General features: G+C 45.1%; 12 protein-coding genes. 9 read left to right on the top strand and 3 right to left on the bottom strand.

Annotated features, from left to right (window positions below; translation table 11 throughout):
• The first annotated feature begins 19 nt into the window (after positions 1 to 19).
• The 5 genes from QFZ81_RS22515 (at position 20) to QFZ81_RS22495 (ending at position 6399) form a co-directional block, all read left to right on the top strand.
• Positions 20 to 652 (top strand): D-sedoheptulose-7-phosphate isomerase, encoded by a 633-nt coding sequence (locus tag QFZ81_RS22515; protein WP_307604800.1) that lies wholly within the window; start codon positions 20 to 22, stop codon positions 650 to 652.
• The gene (locus tag QFZ81_RS22510) at positions 649 to 1629 is read left to right on the top strand and encodes an ROK family protein (RefSeq protein WP_307441296.1); all 981 of its coding nucleotides are present in this window, start codon (positions 649 to 651) and stop codon (positions 1627 to 1629) included. Before QFZ81_RS22515 ends, QFZ81_RS22510 begins: the two co-directional genes overlap by 4 nt.
• 11 nt (positions 1630 to 1640) lie before the next feature.
• Entirely contained in the window at positions 1641 to 3788 is a 2148-nt protein-coding gene (locus tag QFZ81_RS22505; RefSeq protein WP_307604798.1) for a Sip1-related alpha-galactosidase, read from the top strand.
• 288 nt (positions 3789 to 4076) lie between these two features.
• Positions 4077 to 4721, top strand: coding sequence for a hypothetical protein (locus tag QFZ81_RS22500; protein WP_307604796.1), 645 nt, complete (start codon positions 4077 to 4079; stop codon positions 4719 to 4721).
• Between the two features lie 166 nt (positions 4722 to 4887).
• Positions 4888 to 6399, top strand: coding sequence for an FGGY-family carbohydrate kinase (locus QFZ81_RS22495; protein ID WP_307604794.1), 1512 nt, complete (start codon positions 4888 to 4890; stop codon positions 6397 to 6399).
• A 57-nt stretch (positions 6400 to 6456) separates the two neighbouring features.
• Here QFZ81_RS22495 and QFZ81_RS22490 read toward each other — a convergent pair whose 3' ends face one another.
• From QFZ81_RS22490 to QFZ81_RS22480, 3 genes are read right to left on the bottom strand one after another with little or no spacing between them, the layout of a single operon-like run.
• The gene (locus tag QFZ81_RS22490) at positions 6457 to 7584 is read right to left on the bottom strand and encodes a GerAB/ArcD/ProY family transporter (protein WP_307604792.1); all 1128 of its coding nucleotides are present in this window, start codon (positions 7582 to 7584) and stop codon (positions 6457 to 6459) included.
• Between the two features lie 32 nt (positions 7585 to 7616).
• Positions 7617 to 8726 carry a Ger(x)C family spore germination protein gene (locus QFZ81_RS22485; RefSeq protein WP_307604791.1) on the bottom strand — a complete coding sequence of 370 codons (1110 nt, stop codon included), beginning with the start codon at positions 8724 to 8726 and terminating at the stop codon, positions 7617 to 7619.
• Between the two features lie 6 nt (positions 8727 to 8732).
• Complete coding sequence (locus QFZ81_RS22480; protein ID WP_307604789.1) at positions 8733 to 10220, bottom strand: spore germination protein; 1488 nt, start codon at positions 10218 to 10220, stop codon at positions 8733 to 8735.
• 386 nt (positions 10221 to 10606) lie between these two features.
• Between QFZ81_RS22480 and QFZ81_RS22475 the strand changes: the two genes are divergently transcribed.
• The 4 genes from QFZ81_RS22475 (at position 10607) to QFZ81_RS22460 (ending at position 16020) form a co-directional block, all read left to right on the top strand.
• Positions 10607 to 12193: a type 2 periplasmic-binding domain-containing protein gene (locus QFZ81_RS22475; RefSeq protein ID WP_307441308.1), complete on the top strand. Its 1587-nt coding sequence runs from the start codon at positions 10607 to 10609 to the stop codon at positions 12191 to 12193.
• 86 nt (positions 12194 to 12279) lie between these two features.
• The gene (locus QFZ81_RS22470) at positions 12280 to 13239 is read left to right on the top strand and encodes an ABC transporter permease (protein WP_307441309.1); all 960 of its coding nucleotides are present in this window, start codon (positions 12280 to 12282) and stop codon (positions 13237 to 13239) included.
• Positions 13240 to 13269: 30 nt separating this feature from the next.
• Positions 13270 to 14157 carry a carbohydrate ABC transporter permease gene (locus QFZ81_RS22465; RefSeq protein ID WP_307604787.1) on the top strand — a complete coding sequence of 296 codons (888 nt, stop codon included), beginning with the start codon at positions 13270 to 13272 and terminating at the stop codon, positions 14155 to 14157.
• Positions 14158 to 14292: 135 nt separating this feature from the next.
• Positions 14293 to 16020, top strand: a complete 1728-nt coding sequence (locus QFZ81_RS22460) for a cache domain-containing sensor histidine kinase (protein WP_307441314.1) — start codon at positions 14293 to 14295, stop codon at positions 16018 to 16020.
• The last annotated feature ends 8 nt before the right edge of the window (positions 16021 to 16028 follow it).

The following is a 16028-nucleotide window of genomic DNA, read 5'->3' as shown; positions in this document are numbered from 1 at the left end:
ATTAGGAGGAGATTGACGTATGAGTCAAACGTTGAAGCAGCTTTTCGTGAAATATCCAGACTTGGAACCGTGTCGTTCATCGATCCAAGAGGCATTTGAAGCTATGAGGATGTCGTTTGAAAAGGGAGGCAAAATGCTGCTTGCCGGTAACGGAGGAAGTGCAGCTGATTGTGAACACGTTGTGGGCGAGTTGATGAAAGGATTTATGTCACCGCGCAAGCTGCCCAAGGAGCAAAGTGACAAAATGATGCTTCATGGCGAAGATCAGGGAACGTATTTGGCTGATCAATTGCAAGGTGCGCTGCCGGCCATTTCACTTGTCAGCCATACAGCGTTTGCAACAGCTTTCAATAATGATGTGGCGGCTGACATGGTATTCGCGCAGCAGGTATACGGCTACGGTAAGCCAGAGGATACACTCGTTGTATTCAGTACATCGGGTAACTCGGCTAATATTGTACACGCGGTGCAAGTTGCCAAAGCACTTGGTGTCTATACCATTGGTTTGACGGGTGAAGGCGGTGGTCGCTTAAAAGAACTTTGCGATGTAACGATCCGCGTGCCTTATCGTTCAACACCAGACATTCAGGAACGCCATCTTCCCATCTACCATGTGCTATGCATGATGCTGGAGGAGGCATTTTTCGTATGAATCTTCTGCTGGGTGGCATTGATATCGGAGGTACGAAGTGTGCAGCGGTACTTGGCATAACGGCTGGAGAGACCGTTAACATCTTAGATAAAATAAGCTTTCCCACTCCGGCAACGCCGGAAGAAGCACTTATGCAGCTTGGTGACGCGCTAGAGCAGCTGCAGAAACGCAACCCTGAAGGTAATCTGCAAGCCATCGGCATTAGCTGTGGCGGTCCATTAAGCAGTAAGGATGGCCTCGTGCTATCGCCGCCCAATTTACCTGGCTGGGACCATATTGATGTGCTAACCCCTTTTCGAGAACGTTTCCATGTAGCTGTCGGATTGCAAAATGACGCTAACGCCTGTGCGTTAGCTGAATGGAAATGGGGAGCCGGACGAGGTTCCCAGAATATGATCTTCTTGACCTTTGGTACCGGAATGGGTGCGGGTCTTATCCTAAATGGCCGCTTATATGCGGGTGCGAACGATATGGCCGGCGAGGTTGGGCATATCCGTTTAGCTGAGGAGGGTCCTCAAGGCTATGGGAAACCAGGTTCTTTCGAAGGCTTTTGCAGCGGTGGCGGTATTGCCCGGCTGGCTCAAAAGATGGCGGAAGACTGGTTCACAGCAGGAAACTCGTCGATTCTTCCAAATGCAAAGGATCAGCTCCAAGAGCTCACCGCGAAAGATGTATTTGAAGCCGCGCACGCTGGCGATGAGCTGGCGATGTTGGTCATCCGAAAGGTAAGTGGGCAGCTAGGCAGAGGTCTTGCGATCCTAATTGATATCCTCAATCCGGATACCATCGTCATCGGCAGTATTTATGAACGGCAGGAGTCCATGCTTGCCCCTTTTGTTATGGAGGAGCTAAAACGCGAGGCGCTGTCGATTTCACTAGGTGTTTGCGGAATTGTTCCTTCGGGTTTAAAGGATAATGTCGGAGATGCCGCCAGCTTATCCGTAGCACTTCACGAATTTGAACAACAACGGTTATAAGGAGGCCCCCTATGTTTCAACTAAATGAATTCGAACTTCAACATCTAAGTTCAAGCGGCTTGCAGGATGTTCTGGGCCGTATTGGTATTACCGTGACGCCAGATTCGGGTCCGGCATGGCCACTTCTGCGCGGAGCAAGCGAAAAGACTGCGGGAACGGATCATCTCGGTGATTACTCAGAAACGAAAGTAACCTATTCGAATGAAGCGGACACTGCTGTTGTTCATTTACAGTTCCGCTGTTATGAATCCTTTGTACTGACATCGGTGCAGGGAGAAATGAAAAACGCCAACGATTTTGGCAAACAGCTCTGTTTTGCCGCTCAGAATGGCATCATCATTCATACGCAAGGAATGACGAATATAGATGGTTTAATGGCCAATTATCAGCATAAAGACTGGTGGACACGACCTCATTTTGACCCAAACTGGTCGACGCTACCTGAACGGACACAATCGCTGCTTTGGCGTAAGGAATCGGCATTCTATCATTTGTTACCTGTATGCGGTCCTGTGTTTCGAACGGATGTGTGCGGTACAGAGGAAGGCTTGCAAATTCGTGTTTCATCGCATCAAGGCGGGAGAACGAAGTGTGAGTCATTATCGTTTGTATTAGGTGCGGGTGCTGATCCTTACCAGCTTGTAGAGCGACATGTGGAAGCTGCGCTGCATACCCTTGATTACCCGACGCTGCCTCGTTCACGAAAACCCTATCCCGAAATTCTGGACTCTCTTGGCTGGTGCAGCTGGGATGCGTTCTACCATCAGGTCAATGAAGAAGGTCTGTTGGTAAAAGCCGAAGAGATGCAGGCTGCTAGCTTGCCGGTACAATGGGTAATGATTGACGATGGATGGTCACAGACGTTAGACAAAAAGTTGTCCTCCTTTGAGGCAGATGTAGAGAAATTTCCTCAAGGACTCGCGGAAACCGTTCGTCAGCTCAAAGAAACGTATGGCATTCGTTGGGTCGGAGTCTGGCATACGATTGCCGGCTATTGGGGCGGCATTCATCCGGATAGCCCACTCGCGAAACAATTCAGCGATTATCTATACAGCAATGCCAAAGGGAGCCTAATTCCTTATCCGGATGCGGGCCGTGGCTTTGGTTTCTGGCATGCTTGGCATTCCTTCTTGGAGCGTCAAGGTATTGATTTTGTGAAGGTAGACAGCCAAAGCGCCGTCTTGAACTTTACGAAGCATGAGTGGTCGATCGGTGAGGCTGCAGCAGCTGCGCATGAAGCGCTGGAAGCATCTGCGGCACTACATTTTAACAATACAATTATTAACTGCATGGGGATGGCTGCGGAAAATATGTGGCACCGTCCTAAGTCCTCTGTGTCACGCAACAGTGATGATTTCGTTCCCCAAGATCAATTTGGCTTCGCTGAACATGCCTTGCAAAATGCTTATAATTCCTATTATCACGGTGCTTTTTATTATGGTGACTGGGATATGTACTGGACTAAGAATCATGATGATATTCAAAATGCCGTACTCCGCTCGGTCAGCGGTGGCCCGATCTATTTCAGTGATGCCCTCGGCAGCACCGATGCTTCGAAAATATGGCCATTAATTTATAACAATGGAAAAATTATTCGCTGTGAGCAAACGCCGAACCCAACGGCTGATTGCTTGTTCCTTGATCCTACGAAGGAAACCGTACCGCTCAAGCTATGGAATATCGCCAAGTCATCCGGTGTCGTTGCTGCATTCCATATTGGTAAATATACGGATTCAGTCAAAGGCACGGTAGGCCCGTCCGACGTTCCAGGATTGGAAGGTGATGCGTTTGTTCTCTATGAACACTTCTCTGGTGAGATGAAGATCATGCGTCGGGGCGAACAGCATGCTTTCGAGTTGCAGCCTGGTCAATGTGCGATTTACCTGATTATTCCTTCAGAGGGTGCTGTGACACCAATTGGTTTGACGAACAAATATATCGCAATGGATGCGGTTAGCTATGTGCAATCGGTAGATTATACACTAGCGCTTCAACTCAAAGAAGGCGGTGCTTTCCGGTTCGTGTCGGAACACAGCCGTGTTTCTGCTCAGATGAACGGCAAGGCGCTTCCAGTCTTACTTATCAGCGAGCATTTGTATGAAGTAGACGTTCCGATGTTGGAAGAAAAGCTGAACATTGTTCTTTCCGTATCGGAATAATACCTGCATGTGGAGGAGAGATGACATGGACAAGACGACCCAATGGGAAGCGGGTATTCCCGTATTAGCTAACAAAGACGTTGTTATCATAACGCTGGTGATATCCGCGATACCAGTGATATTTTGTTAGTTGGCAGTGAGAAAACATACACGTTTATCCGCCATTTAATTGAGGCGGCGGCGGCTCCGTTTCGCAGTAAAAACATTCATATTGGGATGGATGAAGCCCATCAGCTTGGACTTGGACGCTATCTGGAGTAGAACGGCTACCGCAAACGTTTTGATATCATGAATGAACACTTGAAGCATGTTGTCGATATCTGTGGTGAGTTCGGACTTTCACCGATGATTTGGAGTGACATGTATTTCCGCCTAGGCTCAATAACAGGCAATTATTACGATTTAAACGGCCATATTTCACCGGATGTTATAGCAGATATGCCAAAGAATGTGCAGTACGTCTATTGGGATTATTACCATGATAACGAAGCCTTTTACCGTACGTTTATTGAGAAACACAGAGCTTTCGGCTCAGATCCTGTTTTTGCCGGTGGCATTTGGACTTGGGGCAGTGTTGCTCCCAATTACGGCAAGACGATGGCTACTACTTTAGCCGCATTGAACGCTTGCAAATCGGAAGGAGTTCGAGATGTCATTGCTACCATGTGGGGTGATAATGGCGCAGAGACAAGTGTGTTTACCGGTTTAGCCGGCATGCAGCTTTTTGCGGAGCATGGCTATTCGGAGAAGGTGGATGAGGCGAAGCTGGCTGAACGCTTTGCATTCTGTACCGGAGGAAATTGGGACGATTTTATAGCACTCAACGCCTTTGATGAAACGCCTGGTATATGGTTAGCCGAGAACACACCATTCGGTTGGGAAGTTATTGACATCAGATACGGAGGCGTATTATCCCGACTGGAGACGGCCTAACAGCGAATTCAAGACTTTCTATCTGGAAGCGTTAACCATTTGGCGGAATTGGATGAGCAGCGGCTCTTTTTCGATGCTCCGTGGGTCATGAGGGAAGGTACGCTGGGACGCGGCTCCTACCATCGGATTGTGACTGCGGGAACTTTCTCAGGATGAGGTGGCTACTTTGTTTTTAGCTCTGGATATAGGAACAACGAACATTAAAGCAGGAGTAGCTGACGAAAATGGAAATCTGCTGGCTACGGCAATTAGGGCTAACCGGAAGCACGAGCATGTAGAGGGTTATGTTTATTATAATCCGCAGTATCTGTGGAACACAGTGGTTGATCTTATCAACGAAGTGGTAATTGGAGCGGGCATTCCCTCTATTCGTTCAGTGGGCATAACCAGTATGGCTGAAAGCGGGCTGCTTGTGGATCGCCAAACGGGCGCAGCCAAGACGATGATTATTCCTTGGTTTGAGACGTGTGCCGTACCGTATGAGGCGCGGATAAAAAGTGAAATTGATACTTACGAGCAGTTTTGCCAAAGCGGACTTCATCCGTCGTTTAAGCAAGGGCTGTCGAAGCTGCTTTGGATACAGGAAACGCAACCCGAGGCGCTTGAAGGCAGCGTTTGGTTATCCGTTTCCTCCTTTGTCGCATACTTACTTACAGGAAAATTTGCGGAAGAGGAAACACTCGCTGCCCGAACATTCGTGTATCGCATGGATAAGTGGGTATGGAATCTGCCGCTAATCCAGCATTTTGGACTTGAGGAAAGTCATTTTCCACCTGTTGTTGCAACGGGAACTTCTATAGGAACCGTACTGCCTGAAGTAAGCCTGGGGCTTGGTTTAAGACCTGAAACATCCGTTTGTCTTGCCGGGCACGATCATGTATGTGCATCCTTGACCATTGGTCAGCCAGAGGTTGGTCGTGTCTATAATTCCATGGGCACTGCGGAAACGTTGGTGGGGCATTTCGGCATAAGGGCGCTTGGGAAAGCCGATTACTGTTCCGGACTTGCCTTTGGACGCCATCCTTTGCCGGATCACATGTTTTGGATGGGCGGTCACTCGGCTTCCGGTGGCTCCATCGAATGGCTGCGGGATCTATTGGATAAAGGAGATTTATCTTATTCGGAGATTCTGGGCATGTTGGATCAGGTTGCTCCTGCTCCGACCGGTATCCTGTACTATCCTTATTTGTCAGGCTGCGGTGCGCCTTCTCCGAATGCCTTGGCAAAGGCGGGCTGGATTGGACTTACTACGCGTCATAGTCGAGGCGAGATGTTCAAGGCCATATTGGAAGGAAACGCTTACCAGATGGAATGGCTGCGGCAGGAAGCCGAAAAAGTAGGGAGAGAGCCCATCAACAAATTGATTGTTGTAGGTGGGGGCGCCAAGAATAGACACTGGCTGCAAATAAAAGCAGACGTCTCCGGCATCGAGCTGCAGCATTCGAATTTACCGGAAGCAACACTGCTTGGCGCAGCCTTAATGGCGGGTGTCGGTTCTGGAGTGTACGCTTCTTTCGAGGAAGCTATAGATGCTTTACCAGCCCAAGAGTCACAAGTTTACGTGCCTGATCCTTTAAGAAACGCGCAATATCGGTCCTTGTTCGAGAATGGGTTCTCGCGCTTTCGTCCGATGCTTCTAGAATACGACATGTGGCTAAGTCAGCAGTCAAAAAGCTAACCTTAACAGGCTAGCTTTTTTTGCATTTGATTGTATTCAGCCTAGTTAATAAGTTCATCATCGGCTAGAAGTAGGCTGCCCTTGCTTTGTCACTTTGCGTTTTTTCCTAACCAAAGTCATGATAAACACAATCGGAACATAGATGTAGATGAAATAAAACCCTACATTCGCATACATTGTAGTTACCACTCTAATATTGTTTCGATCTTTGACGAACAACTGTATGATCACGAATAACACCAGAAAAATAATCAAACTGGTACGAGGCTTCGTCCGCAAAGAAAGTTTCAAACTGTGACAAGCAGCCCACAAACTTATTGAAATATTGCCAAGCATTTTGATAAACCAAATAGAGATAACGAGATATTCCAATCTTTGCATAAGCGGAAATTGAAGTATTGAGACCATATTAAGTGTTGGCCATATCGTTTTATAGATCTGACCTTGGCTGAAATACATGAATGCAACCACCAAGATCAAAAGATACAACATGGTCGAGGTTAGCACAGCTAACTGCGCCCACTTTTGCGACTTAGCCTGTAACTGTATAAAAGGGTACACGACTAGTAAAACCTCGACTCCTAAATATTGATGTACCATCGTTTTTGAAGATTCAAGGATTTGCGCGGCTGAATGGTTAAATAATGGTAATAAGTTTTGAGGATGCATATATGGTGCGATCAGGAGAGCTAACGGTGCAATAAATAAAAATATACTGATGCCCCCCCAGAAGCAGATCCCTGTAACGGTTCGGAAGCCTCCAGACACCGTATAATAAATGATAACAAGAATAAGCAGACTGAGGGGTAACATTTGCATCGTGGGAAATATCCAAACATTAATGACTTCAATGTACGTTCTATACGTAACGAATGCACCGAGGATGAAATAGAGAATGATCACAAGATTCAACCCGTTTCCGATCATTTTGCCGAAACAGGCACAGTTCATGGAGAGAATACTTGCATTCGTTTGATTTTGGTTGGAAAAAATCTTGTACATCATCCAGACAATGATATGAATGCTAATTCCCGTAATAAGGACAGAGATCCAAGCATCGTATCCTGCATCATTCACTAATTCGCGTTGAAAACTCATCATGCCGACATCTACTATACTCACGTAGAGCAGAAAGTAGAGCAGAAAAGGAGAAACGGTAAATTTGTCATTTACTGCACTACTCATGGACTAGTCCTCCCTGTATATGCAAACTTTGCTTATAACTGACCGACACCGCTTTGAACAATGGCAAGGTCAATCTTTATCTTCGTTTTTAACAAAGGATAAGAGGATTGAAAGTCCTTTTCGTTCCAAGACTTGGACCTGCTTCTGATAAAGTCACCAAAGCCGATCGGATCCACCTTCTTCGACTTACAAAGCGAAATGAAGTCGTCAACTTCCTCCTTTATGTATTCCCCCAGCTGCTGTTCAAAAAGTGAAAATTCTTCTTTCGATGACAAGTGCAACCAATCTGGGATATCTTTGACAGCTACCTTTAACTTAAGCTGTATGAATATGGAGGGGACTGGTTCCATAGAAATGAATTTATAGTTAACTTTCGAAGTTACGCTTTTCATTAGCACATAATCATGAGGCCTTGATTTTGACCCTTTCAGTGGCATCAGTAAGCTTCCGTTTCGAGAGTTTTCGGTTAGCAGTTTCAGAATAAAAGCTTCCCGATTCCCCACCTTGGTTACAAATTTATCATCTTTAAACAAGGCTAACCCATCAATCTTAATGTCGTCACGCTCGAATATGAAGTAAGGCAAGAAAAAGTCCCGTCCTTCACCATAAAAATTAAACAGATGTGTCTTAAAGTTCATTTGTGGCAAGTTGCCTGATTTCATATTCTGTTCGATCATATTCATTAAATACAAAGTTTCCTGTGACTTGTTTGCGACAGCGAGCATTTCCGAAGCATCCATCTCGGATACTCCCAGCTGGACTCGGCCTGAAATCCTGGCGTCTCGATAGAAACTTTCTAAGACGGGGCCGAGACCTTGCTCCGCAAAGTTTTTCCCATATAACACCATCCCCATCTGACCGTATTGAATAGCTTTATTCGTCTTCGTGTTTAATCTTGGTATCATATCAAAGTCAGAATCGGACTCCGTTTCTATGAGTTGTAAATTCGTTTTACCTTTCTCTTTGTAATTTGCGAAAATTATCGAACATTTTACACGCTCGCCCGCCATATCATAACCAGCGGTTTGCACCATCTTAATCTTATTTATGACTTGCTGGCTGCCGCAGGAAGTTACAATAAAACAGGAGGTCAGAGCTATAACGGCTTTATAGAAACTATAACCAGAAGATCCTCCTCTCATGCAAACTCACTCCTCATCAAAATCACTTTTCTTTTTGGCAGTTTTAGGCTTGTATCTTAAAATGTTTTCCGGTTTCAGATATTTCGGCCTTTTATTGGTAATTTCGTAAGAGGATCTTATGAAACTGTCATTCAGGTCTTTTACCTGCAAAGGATATAAAGGTACTGTATAAGGATTTCCTAGGGACTTAAGCCGAGTGATATGAACGAGTATAAAACAGATTCCGATAAACAAGCCTAAGCCTCCCCATAAAGCGGCCAGGATAATCACGGGAAACCGAAGAAATCGTATGGTGTTAGACATCTTGTAGATAGGGGTTGCGAAGGAGGCTAAAGCAGATAAAGAGACTATAATAATGAGAATATTACTGGTTAAAGCCGCTTCTACGGCAGCTTGTCCAACGATAATGCCACCAACAATGCCAAGCGTTTGACCGATCTTGCTCGGCAATCGAGCCCCAGCTTCTCGAAGAAACTCTATCGTTATCTCCAAGAAAAGAACCTCCATAATGGGAGGAAACGGTACAAATTGTCTTGAGAAAATAAGAGGAGCAAGCAGATCCCTCGGAACCACCTCGTAATGAAAAGTGGTAATGGCCACATATAGCGCTGATGCAAAGAGCGAGAATACGACGCCAAGGATTCGGATCACCCTGAAAAAAGAACCAAGCATCCATGGTAAATAATAATCTTCTGGAGAGATGAAGAAATCATACAACGTCGAAGGTCCGGTAATAAAATAGGGAGATCCATCGCTTATCACCGCTACCTGGCCTGAAATCAAGGAATAGATTACCCGGTCTCTGCGTTCCGTGGAGATAAATAAGGGGAAAGGGGATAGTGAATTGTCGGAAATGATCTGATCCAATTGCGCCGTATCGAACACCACTTCAAAGTCGATACCCCCTAACCTCTGCTCTATCGTAGCAATATTTTCTTTATTCGTAATGCCATCTATATAGATAATGGCTACTTTGGATTTGGACAAGCTCCCGATCGTCATTATCTTCACAATCAGATTTGGTATATTAAGCTGGGTTCTGATCAGATGAAGGTTCGTGTCCAGATCCTCGACAAAACCTACTTTCGGTCCGACAACACTGAATTCATTCTCTGTATCATTGTTCTTGCGCATACCTTCTTTACTTGTTAACGGAACTAACGCACATATCGGGTCATTCTCATTCAGTTGGATAATGGCATGCCCTTTAAGCAGCTTAGATTGGATTTCATCGATTTGTTCTGTAATTTGGATGCCGTCAATGGGGAGGTACGTTTTGATTTCTTCTAGATGTTTAAGTTCAAAACTACTAGCTTTCTGAGATTCCAACGCATGGAACACATGCTGTTGGAGTATTTTCTCATCGATTAATGTCTGATAATAACAAATCTTCAGCGGAGGATGGGTGAACGTAATCGTACTTATCATGAAGTCACTGGACCGTTTAGAGAGCGAGATTAATTCCTCAATGTCCTTGGCATCCGTAATCAGCATTGCGTGTTTCACCCATTCCTTTTTTATTGGTATTTTCTGTTATATGCCATTTTTTATGCAGTAGGCTAGCAAATTTATGTCGAAAAAACAGAAAAAACACCTTTTAGAAACGAATAACTCGGAATCATGGAATTGCATGATGGCAATAAATGACAAAGCGTATTACAATTTATCAGGAACGTTAAATCAGACTGCGGTCCATAGGGCTGCATTTTTATTGTGTAAATTAAAGAGTCATTTCTGTATTATGACCACTATTTCTTGAAATAGTCTGCTAGTTTCGCTAGTTGGGCGGACCTATAATGAAGTCAAGTAAACGTCATCATTTAGCTTTTACAGGGGGTAAATGTTTACGGCCAGTATATAAACAGGAGGGTGTATATCAAATGAAAAAATTGGTAGTGCTAGGACTAGCTACAATGTTTGCGCTTACAGCATGCTCGGACAACAAAGCAACTACAGAAACTCCAAAGGCAACAGGAAACGCTAAACCAGCCAAGCTGTCGCTTAACTGGTCCGTCATGAATGGAAATTTGGGGAATGTGACACTGCCTTCCGCAGACAAAGATTTCGTCAAAAAAGCGATTGAAGAGAAATTTAACGTGGATTTGAAAATCGATTATATGGTGACAGGTAAAGAATATCATGACAAGTTGAATGCTACTTTGGCGGGCGGAAGCGCTCCTGATCTATTCATCGCCGGTGGTGCCGAGTCCCAAAAGTACATTAACGACGGTATAACCGCTAACCTGAGCACATTCATTACGAAAGAAACGATGCCTAATTATTTCAAGTGGGTAACGAAAGAAGAAGTAGATGCTTATCAACTCAAACAGGGTGAGTTCACTCGCGGTATGGTGCCTTTTTCACGTAACACCTATGCTTCCTGGTATATTCGCCAAGACTGGCTCGATAAGCTGGGGTTGAAGTCTCCCAAAAATTACGAGGAACTGACCAACGTATTAACCCAGTTCACAAAAGCTGATCCGGATGGCAATGGCAAGCAGGATACTTATGGCTTTACAGCAGCAGGCAGCGGACAAAATCTTCCTTTCGACTTCCCGCAATGGTTGAACAACGGTTTTGTGGCTGACTTCATGATCGTCGACAACAGCTATGTAGACAATCGTACGGATCTTAAAGTACAAGGTGTTATCGATCAAGTGGTGGAATGGAACAAAGCTGGAATCGTAGATCCCGACTGGTTCCTGAACAAGCCGCCAGCTCATATGGATAAAGCTTCTCAAGGCAGAGTCGGAATGTTCTTCACGCCAGGCGACAAAACAGTGGCGCTGGACAGTGTTGCAACAAGTGTACAAAACCGTGCGAAAGCTCTTGATCCAAAAGCCAATTGGCAGCCTATTTACCCGCTAGACAAACCGATCATGTGGAAATACAACGTTCCTACAGACACGTTATTGATAAGTAAAGCTACAGCAGATAAGAGTCCGGACAAAGTGAAGCGTTCCTTGGAAATCGTCAACTGGCTTGCTGGTGAAGAAGGCTTCTTATTGAGCCACTTCGGGCAAGAAGGTAAGCACTACACGAAATCTGGCAACAAGATAACTTTAAATGTTGCAGCTTTCGAAGCGGATATCGCTAAAGCAGGTAACTGGCTGAATGTGTATGCTGCATTTACACCGGAAGATCCTAATGTACTTGGATTTGAACTGATTGATTCCCGTGTTTCCGAGCATGACCGTGCGATTCTGAAAACAGTTGAAGGATTCCCGAAACATAACGCATTGCCTCCAGTAAGCTTAGTTCCTCCTGCAGGCATCAATATTGGGGATTTCCGCAAAGAAATGAGCAAATTCCATGCCAAAGCAGTTCTTGAAGACAAGAGCGGTAAAAATTGGCCGCAATACCGTGAAGAACTGATGACCAAGTTCAAAGGAAGAGAAATTTTCACAGAGTATACCAAACAGTTGAACTCTGTTCTGAAAGATAAGAAACTGAACGATTTTAAATAAACATGTCAAGGCATCGAGGGGAACCCTGGGTTGTTCATGGGTTTCCTTCTGCCTTCCAACAGAGATACGGCTAGGAGGATATGGCGATGGCGGAAACCACAACTGCATTTAAAGAGAAACCTACAGCTAAACGCCCTGTGAGGCAAGGTAAACTACGAAGCATTTACCACAGCAGATGGTTCTACCTCATGATGATACCTGGACTGGTCTATTATATTCTGTTCCATTATGCTCCTATGGTGGGAACCTTGATTGCATTTCAGAACTACAACTTGATGAAGGGCATCTGGGGAAGTCCCTGGGTCGGCTTCGATAATTTTCGAGTTATTTTCGATAATCCTGAATTTTTGCAAATTATGAGAAACACGCTGTTAATCAGTGTTTACAAAATTGTGGGCAACATGGTGCCTGATGTTATTCTGGCTCTTATGCTGAATGAAGTGAGGGTGCTTTGGTTCAAACGAGCGGTACAAACCATTACTTACGGGCCTTATTTTCTATCCTGGGTTATTGTGTATGGATTAGCTTTTTCTTTCCTTGCTCCAGGCTCCGGATTGATCAGTACGTTTGTACGCGATATGGGTTGGGGACAAATTGATTTATTGACGAACAAGGATTTCTTTAGACCGATGTTGGTACTTTCAGAAATTTGGAAAAATACCGGATTCGGAGCCATCATCTATTTGGCGGCTTTGGCATCCATCAACCAGGAACTTTATGAAGCTGCCGTCGTGGATGGTGCAGGACGTTGGCGTCAGCTCTGGCATATTACGCTGCCTGGTATCCGTGATGTATTCGTGCTCCTGCTGATTATTAGAATCGGCGGCATACTGGATGCAGGCTTCGATCAGGTTTTCATATTCTTGAATGCCCGGGTGTATGATGTCGGGGATATTGTGGATACATGGGTTTACCGATATGGCTTCGAGCGTCTGGAGTTTGGCGTTGCGGCAGCTATGGGTGTTTTCAAATCCTTGGTAGGACTCATTTTGGTTATAGGTGCAAACAAACTGGCTAAGAAAGTCGGGGGTTCCGGCATATGGTAGATTGCATTTTGGAAAGGGAGGGGTATTACGATGTCATTCGTACTTCAAAAGTCAAAAGGGGATAAGGTTGCTGATGCGGCTATTAATACCGTTCTGACCCTGTTTGCCCTCGTCACGTTGTTTCCGCTGTACTATGTCGTTGTTGTTTCGTTGACTCCTTATATTGAAGTTATGAAGAATGGTGGTTTCGTTATTTGGCCCGAACATTTAACTTTTCAGGCTTATAAAGAAATATTCGGAAGCGCACGTATTCCACAGGCGTTGAAAATTACCGTATTCATCACGGTTGTAGGCACGACTTTGAATCTTGTGGTCACCACACTGCTGGCATACCCGCTATCCAAGAAGTCTGTTCCAGGCCGTAATTTTATCCTGATGGCGCTCGTATTCACAATGATTTTTAGCGGCGGTATTATTCCACTTTACATTATGGTTCGCAGTCTTGGATTGTACGATTCGGTCTGGGCACTCGTTATTCCAGGAATGGTCTCCACTTTTAACTTATTGATTGTCAAAACGTACTTTGAAAACCTCCCGGCGGAAGTAGAGGAGGCAGCCAAAGTAGACGGTTGCAGTGATATACAGACACTATTTCGCATTGTCCTTCCCTTATCGGCACCCATCATGGCTACGATTGGTTTGTTCTATGGAGTTACACATTGGAACGAATATTTCAAAGGTATCTTTTATATTTCCGACAAAACGCTTATGCCTATGCAGGTAGTGCTAAGAAGCATGATTCAAGCGCCGAATGTCAGCTCTGAGCTGTCGATTAATTCATTAGCCCTCGACGCGCTGCCTCCTGAAACGATCAAGATGGCTGTAGTTGTTGTAGCGACATTACCACTTCTGATCATTTATCCGTTCCTGCAAAAATATTTTGTCAAAGGTGCATTGCTAGGTTCCGTCAAGGGGTAATGGTAAGCGCATATGATTGAATATGAAAGATTATGGTACAAAGAAGTATTGGCCATGCTATACTATTTGAAAGTCACAAGCCCTCGATCATCGGGGGCTTTGCTGTATCCTCATAGGATAGGGGAGTGATCTTGCATGATTCGTCGGATAACAGGAAAAAGCTTCACTTCCAGTGTCAGCACCAAGCTGTTTATCCTTACTTTTTTATCCGTAATCGTACTTTTTCTGGTGATCGGCATTTTCGGATACCAGCGGCTTTTCGAGCCCATCAGGCAAAATAACGAAGAAGTGCTGCAAGGCTCCGTCGTGCAGGTTGAAAATTATATCAAAACATTAATGAATTCCATACAAAGTCAACTGATCTTTCTCTCTAATCCGGTTCTATACAATAAAATGGACGAAGCCGACTATATGGAGCTGATCGATAATATCATGACTTACCATCAAGAACAGATTCATAGTATTTATCTGATCGAATATGACAAAGTGAAGATTAGCTCTCCCTATGGATATCGATTTTATATCACTCCCGAGCGAATCGAGGAAATTAAAACGCAGACAAGCAAAACTGGCTTCTGGTGGAGTCCCCCACATTCAATCAACGAGCGTTCAGTTATTACGGTTTCTAAGCAAATCGACAGTAACCTCGTCGTTGCGCTGGATTTGAATTTGAATGCGCTAACCGGTCCGCAGATTATTCAAGGCGAGCAGCGGCGAATTTATCTGTTTACGGGCCAAGGCGATTATCTCTCGACGAACACGTATCTCGCATATCCGAAGACGTTTCAGGATCATTTGGAAATGAAGGATGCCTTGCAAGCCTTAACCTTGACGAGCGGGACGGCTTACAACACCGTTCACACTTCTTTTGGAAACTATACAGTGCTTAGCAGTAATCAAAATCGCTGGGACTGGTTTGTTTTCTCCGTCATCGAGGAATCGCAGGCGTTTCCTTTGCTGGACTCGCTCAAGAAACAGCTGGTGTTAGTGCTGCTAATCGCCATTATTCTGGCAGTTATCGTATCCGTGTGGATTACGAACTACATCCGCAAGCCCGTGACAGCCATAACCCGACAATTCAAGGCAGCTGCGCGCGGCGAATTGGAAGCTCGGATCAAACTGAAGCGCAATGATGAGTTCACGCATATTGCCGACGGTTTCAACAGCATGATGGGCAATATCAAGTCCTTGTTTGATGACTTGCGGGTAGCGGAGGAGAAGAAGCGGCATCATGAGCTGAAGGTGCTCCAATCGCAGATTCACCCCCATTTTCTTAATAATACACTTAATGCGATATACTGCTTGGGGGAAACCGGACAAACGGATGAAATGTGTGAAATGATTCGCTCGCTAATGGGGCTTCTGCAATATTCAACGGACAAGGTCGGAGATATTGTGACGGTTGAGGATGAACTTCGGCAATTGGAAAACTATGTTCAGATTATGAACCTCAGGTACGGGGATGTATTCGAGATGGACATTGCCGTCCCGGAGATCTACTTTAACACGGCTATCCCGAAGCTAACGCTGATTACATTGGTGGAGAACAGTATTTTCTATGGGCTCACGAAAAAAGAGGTTAATCATATCATTGTCTCGGGGAAAAATACGGAGACCGATAGTGTAGTGCTTGAGGTTTCGGATACAGGACCAGGGATTGCTCCGGAGAAGCTTGCCTTGCTGACGGAAGATACGGGGACGCCGAATCCTTATAAAGGATTGAACAATCTGGGGCTGCGCAATGTGCAAGAACGGCTTAGCATGACTTTCGGTTATCCATATGGTCTGCATTTTCATAATGAGCCGGATGAGGGGCTAACGGTGACGATTCGTCTTCCGATAGGAGAACTTCGAGAGAAATAAATGTAGCG

Origin of the sequence: Paenibacillus sp. V4I9, assembly GCF_030817295.1 — a bacterium.
GTDB lineage: Bacteria > Bacillota > Bacilli > Paenibacillales > NBRC-103111 > Paenibacillus_E.
This window is presented reverse-complemented; position numbering and strand designations above follow the sequence as displayed.

Bases quoted from the DNA above. Each gene is read 5' to 3' on its own strand.
- QFZ81_RS22515 (WP_307604800.1), top strand. From the start codon at position 20: ATGAGTCAAACGTTGAAGCAGCTTTTCGTGAAATATCCAGACTTGGAA.
- QFZ81_RS22510 (WP_307441296.1), top strand. From the start codon at position 649: ATGAATCTTCTGCTGGGTGGCATTGATATCGGAGGTACGAAGTGTGCA.
- QFZ81_RS22505 (WP_307604798.1), top strand. From the start codon at position 1,641: ATGTTTCAACTAAATGAATTCGAACTTCAACATCTAAGTTCAAGCGGC.
- QFZ81_RS22500 (WP_307604796.1), top strand. From the start codon at position 4,077: ATGAATGAACACTTGAAGCATGTTGTCGATATCTGTGGTGAGTTCGGA.
- QFZ81_RS22490 (WP_307604792.1), bottom strand. From the start codon at position 7,584: ATGAGTAGTGCAGTAAATGACAAATTTACCGTTTCTCCTTTTCTGCTC.
- QFZ81_RS22485 (WP_307604791.1), bottom strand. From the start codon at position 8,726: ATGAGAGGAGGATCTTCTGGTTATAGTTTCTATAAAGCCGTTATAGCT.
- QFZ81_RS22480 (WP_307604789.1), bottom strand. From the start codon at position 10,220: ATGCTGATTACGGATGCCAAGGACATTGAGGAATTAATCTCGCTCTCT.
- QFZ81_RS22475 (WP_307441308.1), top strand. From the start codon at position 10,607: ATGAAAAAATTGGTAGTGCTAGGACTAGCTACAATGTTTGCGCTTACA.
- QFZ81_RS22470 (WP_307441309.1), top strand. From the start codon at position 12,280: ATGGCGGAAACCACAACTGCATTTAAAGAGAAACCTACAGCTAAACGC.
- QFZ81_RS22465 (WP_307604787.1), top strand. From the start codon at position 13,270: ATGTCATTCGTACTTCAAAAGTCAAAAGGGGATAAGGTTGCTGATGCG.
- QFZ81_RS22460 (WP_307441314.1), top strand. From the start codon at position 14,293: ATGATTCGTCGGATAACAGGAAAAAGCTTCACTTCCAGTGTCAGCACC.